The sequence below is a fragment of the Paenibacillus sp. 598K genome (genome assembly GCF_003851045.1).
Lineage (GTDB): Bacteria > Bacillota > Bacilli > Paenibacillales > Paenibacillaceae > Paenibacillus_D.
The window spans coordinates 39,236-54,179 of record NZ_BFBX01000030.1 but is presented as its reverse complement, the minus strand read 5'-3'; the positions used below and the strand labels follow the sequence as shown (position 1 = coordinate 54,179).

The 14,944-nt window shown below is 53.4% G+C and carries 14 protein-coding genes; 12 read left to right on the top strand and 2 right to left on the bottom strand.

Annotated features, from left to right (window positions below; translation table 11 throughout):
- The first annotated feature begins 462 nt into the window (after window positions 1-462).
- Window positions 463-2,895 (top strand): HD domain-containing protein, encoded by a 2,433-nt coding sequence (locus PA598K_RS10520; RefSeq protein WP_221414123.1) that lies wholly within the window; start codon window positions 463-465, stop codon window positions 2,893-2,895.
- Window positions 2,896-3,505: 610 nt separating this feature from the next.
- On the opposite strand, the gene PA598K_RS10515 is transcribed toward PA598K_RS10520, so the two are convergent.
- Window positions 3,506-3,919, bottom strand: a complete 414-nt coding sequence (locus PA598K_RS10515) for an Lrp/AsnC family transcriptional regulator (RefSeq protein WP_128656905.1) — start codon at window positions 3,917-3,919, stop codon at window positions 3,506-3,508.
- 122 nt (window positions 3,920-4,041) lie between these two features.
- On the opposite strand from PA598K_RS10515, the gene PA598K_RS10510 reads away from it, so the two are divergent.
- From PA598K_RS10510 to PA598K_RS10495, 4 genes are all read left to right on the top strand, one after another.
- Window positions 4,042-5,058 (top strand): hypothetical protein, encoded by a 1,017-nt coding sequence (locus PA598K_RS10510; RefSeq protein WP_128656904.1) that lies wholly within the window; start codon window positions 4,042-4,044, stop codon window positions 5,056-5,058.
- Between the two features lie 129 nt (window positions 5,059-5,187).
- Window positions 5,188-5,943, top strand: coding sequence for a YheC/YheD family protein (locus PA598K_RS10505; RefSeq protein ID WP_128656903.1), 756 nt, complete (start codon window positions 5,188-5,190; stop codon window positions 5,941-5,943).
- Window positions 5,944-6,083: 140 nt separating this feature from the next.
- Window positions 6,084-6,386: a 4a-hydroxytetrahydrobiopterin dehydratase gene (locus tag PA598K_RS10500; protein ID WP_128656902.1), complete on the top strand. Its 303-nt coding sequence runs from the start codon at window positions 6,084-6,086 to the stop codon at window positions 6,384-6,386.
- A 139-nt stretch (window positions 6,387-6,525) separates the two neighbouring features.
- Window positions 6,526-8,511: an AraC family transcriptional regulator gene (locus PA598K_RS10495; protein WP_128656901.1), complete on the top strand. Its 1,986-nt coding sequence runs from the start codon at window positions 6,526-6,528 to the stop codon at window positions 8,509-8,511.
- A gap of 143 nt (window positions 8,512-8,654) precedes the next feature.
- Here the strand turns inward: PA598K_RS10495 and PA598K_RS10490 are convergent, their stop codons facing one another.
- A complete protein-coding gene (locus PA598K_RS10490; RefSeq protein ID WP_128656900.1) occupies window positions 8,655-9,191 on the bottom strand; it encodes an NAD(P)H-dependent oxidoreductase in 537 nt (178 codons plus the stop codon).
- A gap of 191 nt (window positions 9,192-9,382) precedes the next feature.
- Between PA598K_RS10490 and PA598K_RS10485 the strand changes: the two genes are divergently transcribed.
- The 7 genes from PA598K_RS10485 (at window position 9,383) to PA598K_RS36125 (ending at window position 14,869) form a co-directional block, all read left to right on the top strand.
- Window positions 9,383-9,730, top strand: a complete 348-nt coding sequence (locus tag PA598K_RS10485) for a winged helix-turn-helix transcriptional regulator (RefSeq protein ID WP_128656899.1) — start codon at window positions 9,383-9,385, stop codon at window positions 9,728-9,730.
- Window positions 9,731-9,801: 71 nt separating this feature from the next.
- The gene (locus PA598K_RS10480) at window positions 9,802-10,752 is read left to right on the top strand and encodes a DMT family transporter (protein WP_128656898.1); all 951 of its coding nucleotides are present in this window, start codon (window positions 9,802-9,804) and stop codon (window positions 10,750-10,752) included.
- A gap of 308 nt (window positions 10,753-11,060) precedes the next feature.
- The gene (locus PA598K_RS10475; protein ID WP_128656897.1) at window positions 11,061-12,116 is read left to right on the top strand and encodes a sensor histidine kinase; all 1,056 of its coding nucleotides are present in this window, start codon (window positions 11,061-11,063) and stop codon (window positions 12,114-12,116) included.
- Window positions 12,113-12,862: a response regulator transcription factor gene (locus PA598K_RS10470; protein WP_128656896.1), complete on the top strand. Its 750-nt coding sequence runs from the start codon at window positions 12,113-12,115 to the stop codon at window positions 12,860-12,862. Before PA598K_RS10475 ends, PA598K_RS10470 begins: the two co-directional genes overlap by 4 nt.
- 86 nt (window positions 12,863-12,948) lie before the next feature.
- On the top strand, window positions 12,949-13,875 hold the full coding sequence (locus PA598K_RS10465) for an ABC transporter ATP-binding protein (RefSeq protein WP_128656895.1): 927 nt from the start codon (window positions 12,949-12,951) through the stop codon (window positions 13,873-13,875).
- Window positions 13,868-14,638, top strand: coding sequence for a hypothetical protein (locus PA598K_RS10460; RefSeq protein ID WP_128656894.1), 771 nt, complete (start codon window positions 13,868-13,870; stop codon window positions 14,636-14,638). Before PA598K_RS10465 ends, PA598K_RS10460 begins: the two co-directional genes overlap by 8 nt.
- 39 nt (window positions 14,639-14,677) lie before the next feature.
- A complete protein-coding gene (locus tag PA598K_RS36125) occupies window positions 14,678-14,869 on the top strand; it encodes a hypothetical protein (RefSeq protein ID WP_185601814.1) in 192 nt (63 codons plus the stop codon).
- The last annotated feature ends 75 nt before the right edge of the window (window positions 14,870-14,944 follow it).

Genomic DNA, 14,944 nt, shown 5'->3' with positions numbered 1-14,944 from the left:
ATTTCTTTTCCATCGTCAGTTCCTCATATCCTCTTTTCTTGGATATATCGGCTGAGTAGGCGTGTACCATTAATTTCTTGCGGTACGGAGTACTAGGGCGGTGTATTTATCCATGTCTAAGTCTATTGAAATTCCCGATAGATGGATATTCTATACGGTGATGTGTAACACCGACTCTAATGTTGTTCGAGAAAGTACAGAAAGAATTTTTATACTTTTAGTTATGTAACATATTCCTCGAACAAAGCCATTAATTAATTCAAGAATAAGAACATTTGGAAAAAGCCAACGAAGAGTTAATCTTCAATAGCCTAGAGTTATTTTTTCTTGATTGCTTACTGGTCAAAATCACTTTTTTACAGTAGTGTCGATTGTGAGAAGATGGTCTATAGTGAGTTGAGAGGCTAAGCTATAAACGAACTATTTTTCTAAAAAATGTTTCATGAAATTGAGGGATATAAGATGAGGGATGACTGGCGCGAAGAGTCCAAACTGAGATTGAGTAAAAGTGGTATGTACCAAGAATTGGTTAAAAAGTGTAAAAACGAGGCGTCCGGAGATCATATATTGGCCTTGGTGGATGATATTTCTTTTTATGCATATCAAAGAACTAAAACTATTATTCGACATATGGGTGAGTTTACTCTTCACGACGGTGAGCATTTATTTCGAGTCTTAAATCTGATGGAATACTTAGTATCTGATACTAATATCAACAAACTAACTGTGCCTGAGATTATGTTGTTAATTTTAAGTGCGATGCTCCATGATATTGGTATGGCTCCTGATGAGAAAACAGTAATGGCTTGGATAAAGGCGTGGGATATTGATCCTGAGTTGATTGATACATTTGAGGAGAAGGAACTTAAGAAGTTTAAAAGATACCTTAGTGCTCGCCCAGATAAAGTTTCCCAAATTAATCAGTTAAGTAAATCTGGGAACAACTCAAAGGCCGAATTGATGAAAAGCTATTTGATATCGGATTTTATTAGAGAGACACATTCAGAACGATCCAAAGAAATCGTCTATAGTGAATTGGCTGATAAAATTTTTTATAAAGAAACCGATTTAGCCGGAGAACTTGCTGAGATATGCTTTAGTCACAATGAGAAAGCATTAACTCTGTTGGACTTAGATAAGCGTTTACTATGTGGTCAGGGGGTATATGCTTGTTTACCTATAGTAGCAGTTATATTAAGACTTGCAGATATATTAGACTTCGATGCAAAGCGCACACCTGAGGTTTTATTTTCACACCTTGCAGTTACAAATCCCGTATCACTGCAGGAATGGAATAAACATCGATCGGTTGAGTCATGGTCCATAAATAGTGAAAATATTCAATTCCATGCTAAATGTAGTCATCCGGCAATAGAAGCCTCTATTCATGCCTTTTGTAATATAATAGATTCTGAACTTAGCGCTTGTAATAATATTGTTTCTCAAATTAATGAGTACCATAGAGGGATACATCGTGACTTACACTTCCAAATACCCTACAGTGTAGATAGAACAAAAATAACAACCAAAAAAAACATTTTAGGTAAGCCACTGTATTTGTATCGGGACACGCAATTTACTCTCAGCAAAAGTCAAGTTATTGATTTGCTAATGGGCACAAAATTATATGGGAATCCAGAAGTGGCGTTAAGGGAATTGCTACAGAATTCAATTGATGCGTGTTTATTACGTCAAGCTTTGGAAGTAAAATGGGGAAACACATACCACCCTGAAATCAAAGTTGCATACAAAATAATAAATGGCGAAGATATGTTAGAAATAACTGATAACGGTACTGGAATGGACCAGTATATAATTGATTCTTATTATTCTAAGGTTGGTTCTTCATTTTATAAATCTTCTGATTTTTATGATTTGAAGTCAGAATCTAAAGCTGATTTTAGCCCAACTTCACGATTCGGAATTGGTATGCTTTCATGTTTCATGGTTGCTGATACTATTATTGTAGACACAAGAAGAGTTTATGGCCCTCACAAATCAAGTGACCCTATTAATATAACGATTGAAGGGCAAGAAAGTATTTTTCTAATAACAGATGGTCAAAGAGAAACGCCAGGTACTTCTACAAAACTCATTCTCAGAAAACACAGTAATCCGTGGAAGCGGATGTCAAACGAACAGTTTATTAAGTCTGTTGAAAGTGTTGTTACTAACCCGCCGTTTAAGATTATTATTGAGACTGATGAGCAAGTTAGAGTTCGTGATGAAAATAGCTTTAAAAAAATTCACGCAAGTTCATTAGAGAATGAAGAGTGGGGGTCTCATGAAAATATAAAAAGGGTAGTAGTGGAAGTAAATAATAAAGATAAAGGAATGGTTGGTTCTGTAATAGCTTATATACTTGAAAGTCGCGGGAAACCTGTAAAAAGAATAAAGTTGCCAACGAAAGAGATTAGAATTGACGATGAGGATTATGATTTGAATAAGTCGATTGTACTTAGTGGTAATGAAATAAATATGAGCGCAACGACAATAACTATTAATGACTTAGGTGATATAGAACATTCGACTACCCAGAATGTACTTGCGAAGTCAAAATCGATGTTTTCTTTTCACGGGATTGATGTCCCTTCTACATTGTTTCCTGTTACATGGAGAAAACAAGAGAATCAGGTTCAAATTAATTGGCCACTACCCGTTATGTTAGTGCTTGATGTCTGCGGAGGGCGGGATCTTGATCTAAATTCCGCAAGAACTCAAATAATTTTAAGCCCTAAATGGTACGAGTTCGAGGAGGAACTCGCATATATAATTTGTGATGGAATAGCTAAACAAGTGGGTTCAGAGTACTGGAGTTTATTGAGAGAAGTTTTAATGCAAAACTCTAGAAGTGAGCAGTTCACTAACGGGCTTATGAGAGTGATTTTAAACTAATAAAGTTATTAATTCGACGGTTGAACCGATGGGATTAGTTATGAAGAGAATATCAGGTGGCGGTGGTGAGGAATAAGCGGCGAAGACCGCGTCTGACGCGGGTTAGGGGCTGGGCCAGGTGGTGGTCGATATATATTTTTGTGCATCTTAAGATTTTTATTCCAATCTACTTAAGAACGTTGGCTGAGAATGGTTGTCAATATGCATTGAAACCAGCCACAGTGGGGCGGTCGAACAGATCGGTGTTGAACACTCGTTGTCTCGATTGGCGTCTCCACAGGTTGGCTTTGCTTAACCTTTCGTGCGGGGCAGGAGCTTAATCGTCTCTGGGAACACTTCGCCTCGCATTCCTTGGCGTTGCTTACACTGGTTGAGAAGCATCGGCGATTGGGTACAGCGGTTCAGGAGAGCGCTTGTAACAAAACCCGAGTCATCCTGGTTGTCTCTGGAGGTCAAGATCCACAGAACGATAGGGTCAAAAGAGGAGCGCTAGTTAAACTTAAATATTTTTGGATCTTAGTACGCCGATTGTTATGAGCTGGTAGCTCCATTAGCTACTGGCTTTTTCTCTAGAGACCAAGAATGGAAAGGTTGTGAACTCTGTGAATTTCTAGACCTCGCTAATGACCATAGACAATCTATAATTGACGTAGCGGGTTAGTGATGCCAAAAACGTGTCGAGCTCCTCGTTTGACGGGAATCGGCATTCTAGGAGATAGCAGCCCTCGCCGCTGGTTTTGAATCGATTGATGATGTAAGGGCGCTGGGTATCCAGAAACGAGAAGAACGGCTGATGATCGAAGCTGCGCGTCAAGATCGTAATAAACGAATGCACGGCAAGCCCGGTTTTGTTATAGTTCTGACGAATCGTATAGCCCTCGATCATATGGTCTTCTTCGAGCTTGGCTACCCGATTAGCTGCCGCTTGGCCGCTTAGATGCACCTGCTCGCCCAGCTTTTTCATCGACAGTCGACCGTTTTTGGCGAGTTCCTCGAGTATGCGTTTGTCCGTTGAATCCAGCATAGGTGATATCCTCTTTCATTATTCAAGTCTTTTCAGCTTTTTTCGTTACTTTCCATATGTATCCGATCCTACGATTCATGGTAACGTAAAACAGAAGTGATGAATAGGGGGATGTGAAGCGGATGACGGCTGGAGCACAACAGTACTCGCTTTGGGACGATTTGGATCTATTTGAGGTAGGGAATTCGGGGGCCATCCCCTCCGAATGGCAGGGCAAAAAAGCCTTATATCTGGAGAAGATGAATTCGGCCTTGTTTCTGCGCGATGAAGTCAGGTTTGATGCTTTTCGGTTGCAAGCAGAGGTGGCGATTCCCGGTGAGGTAGGCTTCATCGGCTTGGTTTTTGGAGCCCGGGACTCAGACAATTACGAGCTCGTGTATCTCGCGCCGGTGGAGATCCAATACGACCCCGTAATCAATGGATCGATGACGTGGCAGATCTATCATGGCCCCTCTTATCAAAGACCTCTTCCCAACACGACCGGGGCATGGCACAAGCTCAGCCTAGAGGTTCAACCGGAGGGCGTGAAGGTGTACTTCGGGGAGGATACGGAGCCGGCGCTTGTCCTCTCTCGACTGCAGCATGGCGGCCAGCGATTGGGTAAGGTCGGCGTGTGGAGCTTCTTGCCCAGCTACATTCGCAATCTTACCATAGAAGAAATTGCCCCGGCATTCATCCAACCTGAAGCCACGGACTTTAGCAGGTTGAAGTCGGAATCGTTCATCACGGAATGGTACGTGTCGAGTTCATTACTTCAGGATGGAGCCAAGGATCAGATATGGGCGAAAGCGCTCGTCGAGGAGAACGGTACCCTCAACATCAACCGATTGTATCAAGCGGCACCCGGTGCGACGGCTGTCGTTCGCAGTGAGCTTGTTGTGGAAGAGGAGACAGAGACCGTATTGACGCTTGGTTACAGCGACTCGATTCGCCTGTGGATCAATGGGGAGGAAGTGTATCAAGGGGACTGGTACTGGAGTCCGCCGAGCCATGACGGGCGCATTCGTCCGGATTACGCAAGCGTGCCGGTCAAGTGGAAGCGGGGCATAAACTCGATTCGCGCCGAAGTATCGCAACGGGAATCCTTCGGATGGGGACTAGCTGTCCGGACGGGCTTGCACAATACAGCCAGTCGATAATAAAATTAATGACCCGGACGGCAGACTCTGTAATTGGGGTATTCCGCGATCAGCGCTTATTTTCATAGACTGGAGCACGAGCAATCTATAACACCCTCCATATAATGGAAAATGGGAGGGTTGATCGCTATGGGCTACCAAAGCAAATCCGTGAAGAGTAAATGGGTAAAAACAAAGTGGCTTCTTAATAAGAAAAGTTTAGGGAAGTATGTTCCGCATACCCTGCTTTTTAACCTCGGCAACCTAGATCGTATGCTTTCTAAGCATTCAACCGTCTATTTCAAACCTACCGGAGGCTCGGGCGGTTTTCATATTCATCGGATAAAAAAATGGGGGCAGGGCTATCAAGTTCAACATAACGCAAAGTATAACCATTGCCTGACATTAAAGGAGCTCTATGACCATCTATATCAATTCAGTCGCGGGCGCTCCTATTTGTTGCAGAAGGGTATTCAACTAGCCACGGTAAACGATCGACCATTCGATATCCGCGTTATGGTTCAAAAATCGAACGATGGCCTATGGAGATCCACGGCGTTGTTCACCAAAATAGGTCTGCCCGGCAAAGTAGCGACGAACTACAATCAAGGCGGGGAGATAGGGTATCTGAGACACACGCTGGAAAAAGCAAATTTTAGCAAAAGCATGATCCTTCGCAAAGAACGGGAACTTACAAAATTGGGCATAGCTGTCGGGCGTATATTTAACAAGCACAGCAGCGGATTTCGGGAGCTGGGGCTTGACGTTGCGTTGGACAAAAAAGGGAAAGCGTGGATTCTTGAAGTGAATACAAGGCCGCAGTTCTATCCTTTGAAGCAAATGAAGGATAAAAGCATGTATCAGAGGATTATCTCCTATGCTAAAACCTACGGGAGAAGAAAATAAAAATCTGACGGAATGAACTTCTCCTTGGAACTGTAGCATCAGGTCATTGAACCAAAACCTCTCCTTCGTCGTGGAGAAGCAAGCTGCGACGGAGCAAGCATGATGAAGCAAGCATAATCAAGGAAAGGGGAGATGAACCCATGGCCAAAGCGGAGCGACTAAGCGAGGTCGAGATCGAGCGGGAACTGGCGTTGCTGCCGGGATGGACGCGCGAGGAGGAGAAGCGGATACGGCGCAGCTATCTGTTCGCTTCGTTCCCTGAGGCAGTCGCCTTCACGGTGCGCGTGGCCGAAGCGGCGGAGCAGGCGCAGCATCATCCGTTCATTGCCATCGATTATCGCAGGGTGACGCTGACGTATACGACGTGGCATGCAGGCGGACTGACGCTGCTGGACTTCGAGTCGGCTCGCGCGTGCGATGCGCTACTGGAGCCGTCTACCTAATCGCTTACTGCTGCATGAACATGCTTGACGCTGGAGAGACGCACCGATACGATGAGAGGAACAGCCGACCTTTGGCTCCATCCTAAGCTGCTATAGCTCTCACCCTGGATTCTGATCATCGGAAGGAAGGCGACCTCCAGTGCATATCCCTATCAACGTACAAGAGCATATCCTGATCTGGAGCCGCGCATCGCTGACCATCGTCGATGTGCGGCATATCGTGCTGCCCGCAGGAAAGCGCGCGCTGACGGTGCGGCTCCCTGCCAATGCCTTCCTCTATGTGACGCAGGGCAAGGCTAACGTGACGCTCGACGACGCGGAGCATGCGGCAGATCGGTACTATCTGCTGCACGGGGGCAAGGGCGCTCGCCTGGACATCCGGGCGGGAGAGGCGCCCTTCCACTATTATCTGATCTACTACAAGGCCGCCCTGTCGTCGCAGGCGGGTCAGCGGCCTCTGCGAGAGCAAGAGAGCGCGCTGCCCTTCCAACTCCAATACGGCTTTGCGCCGCTCCACCCGGCGCTCCTCTACGAGCTGGCCGAGCGCATGCTCGCGGAGTGGCGGGTGGAGGGGCGACTGGAGCGGCTCCATGTGCGGACGTTGTTCCACCAGTTCGCCTATGAGCTGCTGCGGCAGATGGAGCAGCAGGAGGTTCGTGCAGCCCGTCCGGACCTGCCAGCCCAACTGATCCGCTACATGGAGGAGCACTACGCCGAGCCTTTGACGAGAGAGACGCTCGCCCATACGTTCCACTATAGCGTCTCGTATCTGTCCAGGCAGTTCCGACGCGCGACGGGTGCCAGCCTCATCGACTATCTGACCGGCATCCGGGTGGACCGGGCGGCGACGCTGCTGCGACAGACAGAGCTATCGCTCCAGCAGATCGCCGCCAGTGTCGGCTACGCGGACGTATCCTACTTCATCCGTCTGTTCAGGAGACATATCGGCGTCACGCCCAAGCGCTACCAGGCCGAGTCCCGATCCGCAGCGCCCGGCTCTTATCGTCCTATCCTCAAGCTCCGATCGTCCCTTGCTGCGCGCAGCATGCGCCGCTATATTGATATAAGCGATGATAATCATTATCAATACAGCGATAGAGGAGAGTTACCAATGAGTCGAAGCAAACTGCCTGTCGGCATCGCGATGCTGCTATGCCTCACGTTATGGCTGAGCGCATGCTCTGGCTTAGCCAACACTAATGGCGGGACGGGAGCGGGTACGACGCCCGCATCCAATGCCGTCAGCGAGAATAGCGCCTCCTCCGGCCATGCGAACGCAGGCACGACAACCGGCGTCTCGGAGCGCGTCCCGTATATCGGGGTCAACGGCGAGGTGCTCGTCCCCAAAAACCCGCAGCGGGTCGTCATGGTCGCCGGAGCCTTCACCGGGCATATGCTGGCGCTTGGCCTGAAGCCTGTCGGAGCAGGCGATGAGTCCTTCAACAACTACACGGAGGGGATGCTGGGCGGTGTCATCAACCTGGGCAACGACGTATCGTACGAGCGCATCCTGGAGCTGCAGCCGGATCTCATCGTCACCTGGAATGATCCGGCCCTGATCGAGCAGCTGTCCAAGATCGCCCCCACCGTGGCCGTGGAGTACGGCGTGCCGCTGCGCGAGCAGTTGACGGATTTCGGAAAAATGACCGGCAGAGAAGAACAGGCCAAGGACTGGATCGCCCAGTGGGATGCCAAGATCGCAGAGCTCAAACCGATCGTGCAGCAAGCGGTAGGCGATCGCACCGTGTCCATCTTTGACTCGGGGAGCCCCAAGGAATTCTATGCCTATGGCAGCTTCGGCCGGGGCGGGGACATCATCTATGGCGAGTTCGGGCTGAAGGCGCCGCCGATCATCCAGCAGGAGGCGATCGACAGCGGCAAGGGCTGGGCCAAGCTGTCGCTGGAGCTGCTGCCGGAGTATGCTGGCGATTATATCTTCATCAGCGGTTGGACCGGCGAGGAGAGCTCGCCGCCGGTATTCGAGGGTGCGATCTGGGACAGCCTCCCTGCCGTTCAGCAGCATCGGGTGTTCCGCGAGGACAGCCGCGGCTTCGTATTTAGCGATCCGATCTCCTTGGAGGCACAGCTTGACTTTGTCGTCGACAGCTTGACCAAGGCGGAGTAGGGGGGCAAGCGTCGCCAAGGAACAAGTGTACAGATGACAATACTATACACCGCCTGCCAGGCTGAGGCCCGGGGCGGTGTATTTGTTGTATTCATCAAGGGCGGGTGAGAACCTGCGCATCACGCTGCCGCTCAGATCTGCGGTCAGATCTGAGCGTAGCTGAGGACATGGCGTGCATAGGCCTCGGCGCTCTGCTCGATCGCTTCGTCGGTGATCTGGAAGGAGGCGCCGTACACGGCGAAGCTTGGCAGCGCGATCGCGCCGACATGCCGCAGACTCGCGATAAAAGGGGCCGTCAGCTCCTCCACCGTATACGAGATCGGGCCGTCCTTGCGGTAATGCTGCTCCTTGTCGCCGATCGACATCGCCAGCCCCATCGCTTTGCCCTTGAGCTTGTCGCCCTTCGACCCGTAAGCCCAGCCGTAGGCGAACACATCGTCGAACCATTGTTTCAGGAGCGGCGGATAGCTATACCAGTACAACGGGAATTGCAGGATGACGCGCGCATGCGACTCGAGCAACTGCTGCTCCCTCGCGATATCGATCTGTCCGTCGGGATAGGCCAGATACAGCTCATGCAGGGTGACCGCATCAGGATGCTTCAGCAGCTCCTCCTTCCAACGGCGGTTCACCCGCGAGACCGCCAGCCGTGGATGTGCCAGGATGACCAGTGTGTTCATCTCTTCCAGACTCCTTCCGCTTCGTCTTATTGTCTGTGTGAGGATAGTATGCTACAGATATGCACGGATGAAAATACACACTCGAAAGTAAGGTGCTTACCTCAAAGTGTGTACTGGACCAGGGCCGGGACGGTATGGCAAAATAGAAGGTTAAGGAAAAGTTACCGGAAATGAGGAGCGGAGGGGTCGGGATGAAGCATTACAAGCAAGGGATCGAGGCGACGCTGGAGATCATCGGCGGCAAATGGAAGGCGCTCATCATCTGCCAGTTGATGACCGGCGCCAAGCGAACCGGCGAGCTGGAGCGCTCGATCTCCGGCATCACGCAAAAGGTGTTGATCCAGCAGCTGCGCGAGCTGGAGCGCGACGGGCTGGTGCACCGCAAGGTATATGAGCAGATGCCGCCCAAGGTCGAGTATCGGCTGACCGATTACGGCATTACCGCCAACGGGATCGTCGATGTGATGTGCGCCTGGGGCAGGGACAATATCAAGCGGAGACAGCAGCAGGGAGAGGAGATTACGCTAGAGGAGACATGAGCTCTTTCCCTTCGTGCGATTGCGCTGTATAATGGTCTGATTTACACCTATACAAGGAGCTATCGCATCTCATGACAAGTCCGAATCCTAGCCGTAATTCCATCCTGCTGCTCTATCTCTTCGCCATCGTCGGCATCTCGTTCGCCGCGATCTTCGTGCGCTGGTCGACGGCGGATGCCGCTGTTATCGCCATGTATCGCCTGTTCTTGACCAATGCGCTCATGCTCCCGTTCGTCTGGAAGCTGCGGCACGAGCTGCTGTGTCTGGATGCCAGACAGTGGCTGCTGCTGATCGGCTCCGGCGTCATGCTCGGCTTGCACTTCCTGCTCTGGATGGGCTCGCTGCGGCTGACGAGCGTTGCCAGCTCGACGGTGATCCTGTCGCTGGAGCCGATCCTCGTGCTGGCCGGCTCGATCCTGCTGTTCCGGGCTCGGGTGAACCGGATGATGCTGGTCGGCATGGGCATTGCCCTCGCTGGCTCGGTCGCGATCGGGGCAGGCGACTTCCAGGTATCCGGGACGGCGCTGCAAGGCGATGTATTGTCCTTTTTGAGCGCGGTCGCGGTTGCTGTCCATATGCTGATCGGTCAGTTCCTGCGTATTGGCATGAGTGCATTTGTCTATAATTTCTGGGTATTCCTCTTGGCCGGTTGCTCTCTCGCCGTCTACAATCTGGTGCAGGGCCATCCCTTCGGCGGGTATCCCGCTTCCGAGTGGGGTATCTTCCTGCTACTCGCCATCGTGCCGACGCTGTGCGGTCATTACCTGTTCAACTGGCTGCTCCAGCATATGAATGCGACGACAGTATCGATGGGCGTGCTGGGCGAGCCGGTATTCGCCTCGCTGCTGGCGTGGGTGCTGCTCAAGGAGTCGCTCACGACTGCGCAGCTGTTGGCGGGCATCGTCATCATCTTCGGCGTCTGGGTGTTCATCCGCTACGACAAGGCCAAGCCGCCGGCAGGCTCGGACGAGTCGTCCGGTGCCGAGCCGGATCTCGCGCAGCCTCGCCGGGCAGGGGGCTGATGGAGAGGGGCTTCGGGATTCCGGTGAACCCATAAGAGCTTGGTGTTCGTAACGCGAAATCTGGCGATACCATATGCAACATGAATGACCTTATCCGTCACGAAGTACAAGCTGTGACCTCTGCCGCAGGCAGACGGTCGCGGCCTGTTTGGCATGTCTACAGGCAGACGTTCACAGCTTGCTTGGCCTGCCTGCCTGCAGGCAACCGCCTGTGGTAGAATAGGGCTAACGCAGGCGGCGAGCGTCAGCGGGGCCGCATCAAAGCAGAGGCCTCGGGACGCGGAGCCGCCACCAAAGGGAGTGAACGCATGCTCGCTGCACTACTCACCGTATCCTTGCTGCTGGCGCTGCAAACCGGATACGGGCTGTATTATCGACGTCAGGTTCGCCAGATCGGCAGCCAGCTCGACTTCATCGGGCGGCACGATTCCTTTATGCTGATCACGACGCAGCTGCACACCCGGGAGCTGTATCGACTCGCGCAGAGCTGCAATCGGTTGCTGCAGGACCGGCGAGCGCAAAACGAGCGCCATCTTCAAAAAAACGAGGCCATCCATGAGACGATCGCCTGTCTCTCGCATGATATCCGCACGCCGCTGGCCGCGCTGGACGGCTATCTGCAGCTGGCCGAGCAAGGCGAGCAGGCCCAGGATCGCGGTGAGCAGGCCGCGTCGCGCGTCGATTATGTGCGGCAGGCCCGCGGCCGGATCAAGCAGATGGCGAAGCTGGTCGAGGAATTGTTCCTCTATACGAAGCTGCAAAATCCCGATTACAAGCTGGAGCTGTCGACGCTCGATGCCGCCGAGCTGCTGCGGCACAGCCTGCTCGCCCAGGTCGAGCGTATCTCGGCTACAGGTCACGAGCCGGAGCTGACGCTGCCCGAGCAGGCGCTGGTCGTCGGCGAGACGCATGCGATGAGACGAGTGTTCGACAATGTTCTAACCAACTACATCGATCACGGCACAGGCCAGCTCCGCATCTATGCCCAGGAGTCGTCTCGCGCATGGACGTTTATCTTCGCCAATGCGCTGCCGCCGGATCAGACGATCGACCTGGAGCGGCTGTTCCAGCGCTTCTATAAGGCGGATCCGGCGCGCAGCGGGCAGACGTCGGGGCTGGGGCTGACGATCGTGCAGTCGCTCGTGCACCGGATGCGCGGGAACGTCACGGCGGAGCTGCACAATGTGCATGACCGGCATGACCAGCATGACCACGAGGACTGCCCGAATCAGCACGATCAGTCTGATCGCCAAGACCACCAGGACCACCAGGACCAGCAGTACGAGCAGCGCCGCCAGAACCAGCAGTTCTGCTTGCGAATCGAATGGCTGAAGCGGCAGGACGAGGAGGAGGGACGAGGATGAGGCATAATGTGAACAGCGATTCGCGCAACGAGAGCGAGGAGAGCGGATGGAAGAACAGCCGCATCCTGATCGTCGAGGATGATGCGCACATCAGCGATATTATCGCTGCCGGCCTGCAGCGCGAAGGCTACCGCTGCACGCAGGCGTACTCGGGCAGCGAGGCGATGCTGCAGCTGGAGCAATCGACCTACGAGCTGCTCGTGCTCGACCTGATGCTGCCCGGCTTGAGTGGCGAGGCGCTCATGGGCCGTCTGCGGGGGGAGCTGAGCTCGAGTGTGCCGGTCATCGTGCTGTCGGCGCGCGACCAGCTCGATCACAAGCTGGAACTGTTCGGACTCGGCGCCGACGACTATGTGACCAAGCCCTTCGAGCTGGCCGAGCTGCTGGCCCGGGTCCATGCGCAGCTCAAGCGCGCCCGTCCTGACAGGGAGGCGGAGACTGAGTCGTACCGGCACCGGGAGCTGGTGCTGGACAACCGCACGTATCAGGCGACGGTGAAGGGCGAGCCGCTGACGCTCACCCGTCAGGAGTACCGTATCCTAGAGCTGCTGCTCAAGCACCCGAGTCGCGTCTTCACCAAGCAAGACCTGTACACGCTAGCCTGGGACGAGCCGTACATGGGCGAAGACAAGACGATCACCGTCCATATCAGCAACATCCGCAACAAAATCAAGGCGCACTGCGAGCAGAACTACATCGATACAGTCTGGGGCATCGGCTTTCGCCTCAGTCGGACGGATTCGTGAGGAGCGTGCTTTACGATTTCTTTGCTTTTTCTTGACGTCGACTTGGCGTTCTCGGTGTTCAATAGAGAGCAGGGGGTGACGGACACATGAGAGATTGCATCATCGAGCTGCAACAGCTCAGCAAGACGTATCGCGGGCATACCGCCCTGCATCCGGTCGATCTGCAGCTCTACCGCGGCGAGATTTTCGGACTGATCGGGCGCAACGGCGCAGGCAAATCAACGCTGCTCAAGCTGCTCGGCGGACTCATCTATCCGAGCGGCGGCAGCGTGCGCATTTTCGAGCGCTCTGCGACCGAGCAGCGCAGTCTGTATGAGAGGATGGGACTGCTGGTCGAGCATCCGGGACTGTATCCGCAGCTCAGCGGCTACGACAACCTGGAGCTGTTAGCCGATGCGTATGGGATGAAGGCGCGAAAGGCGTCGATCGAGGAGCTGCTGGCTCGCGTCGGTCTGGCGAACAGCGGCCGCAGGAAGGTCAAAACGTATTCGCTCGGGATGAAGCAGCGGCTCGGGATCGCGCTGGCGCTGCTCGGCAGCCCCGATGTGCTCGTGCTCGACGAGCCGATCAACGGCCTCGACCCGCAGGGCATCGTCGATATCCGCCACCTGCTGCTGGAGCTGCACAAGGCCGGCATGACGATCATCATCGCCAGCCATATCCTCGAGGAGCTGTCGCGGATCGCGACGCGCTTCGGCATCCTGCATGAGGGTCGTCTCGTCGAGGTCGTCTCGCGCGAGGGACTGCTGCAGCAGTGCGAGTCGCGGATCGAGATCCGGCTGGATGAGCCGGAGGCAGCCATCCCGATCCTGGAGGGGGAGCTGGGTATCCGCCGTTACAAGCTGATCGATCGGCAGTTGCTGCAGATCTATGACGCCGATGCCGAGCTGTACCCGATTCATACTGCGCTGGCCCAGGGCGGCGTCAAGGTGCAAGGCATTGTCCGACAGCAGGTGAGCTTGGAGCAGTATTTCCTGGAGCGGACCAGCAGCGGGGGTGAGACGGATGCTTAACATTGTGCGGATGGACCTTCGCCGCTTCCGTAGCTACAAGCTAATGCCTGTGCTGCTGGCCGTATTTTTCGGCTTTCAGTTGTTCGGCATATACAACTTTAGCAAGTATGCCGACAGCTTCGCCGGGATTGAATTTGGATCGCTGAGCGCGAGCGAGTTTTTTCAATATCTGCTGTCGCAGCCGCCTTCGTGGATGCTGATCTACATCGCAGTATTTACCGTGTACTACACGTGGAGCGAGCGCAGCTCCGGCTTCTACAAGAACTACATCTCCATGCGTCATGCACGGGTATCGAGCGTCATGTCCAAAGCGTTGGTGCTTGGGCTGTTTACGGGGTTGCTGTTCGGGACAGCTGTAGTCGCCAACGCGATCGGACGCTGGCTTTTCTTCCCGGAAGCGCCGATGGGCGATTGGGGTACCTATGTTACGCTGCTGGGGCTGCAAATATTGCTGCATTGGGCATTTGCCGTTATGCTGCTGTTCGTGGCGCTGGCCGCACGCAGTCTGATCGCAGGACTGATCCTCGGACTGGTGCTGGCGCTGAATGTGATCGGCTATCTCTTGTCGGCGCTGGTCTCGCTGCTGTTCGGAGACGGGGCCGCTCAGGCCTCCTGGTGGCTGACGAACCGTATCATGCTCCCGATGGAGCTGACGCAGTCAGGAGTGTCCGACGCCTGGCATCCGCTGTTCGTTGCTGTCGTGTTCTTGCTGCTGTTCGGCGCCGCGGGCGCGTGGTTCCGGCAGCGCGAGGATCTGCACTGATGCGGGAGAGGATCGGTGCGCGGCATCAGGAGGAGGGCTATGGGAGAGAGGCGAGGGCGCAGATTATGGCATACATCCAGACCTTGCCGCTGGGCAAGGCGAGGGCAATCGAGCTTTGAGCTGACCTACAAGACGGGCAATGTAGCTTCCAAACGGCTCTATGCCGGGCTGGGCTTCGTGGAGAAGGGGAATACCCACCCTTCGGGGGTGTGCGCTGAGCTTGTGCTCTAGCCGACACAAAAGGCGCAGTACCGCGAGTTGCGGTGCTGCGCCTTTGTAATCGAAACGCGCCGTTGTCGGCGGTCC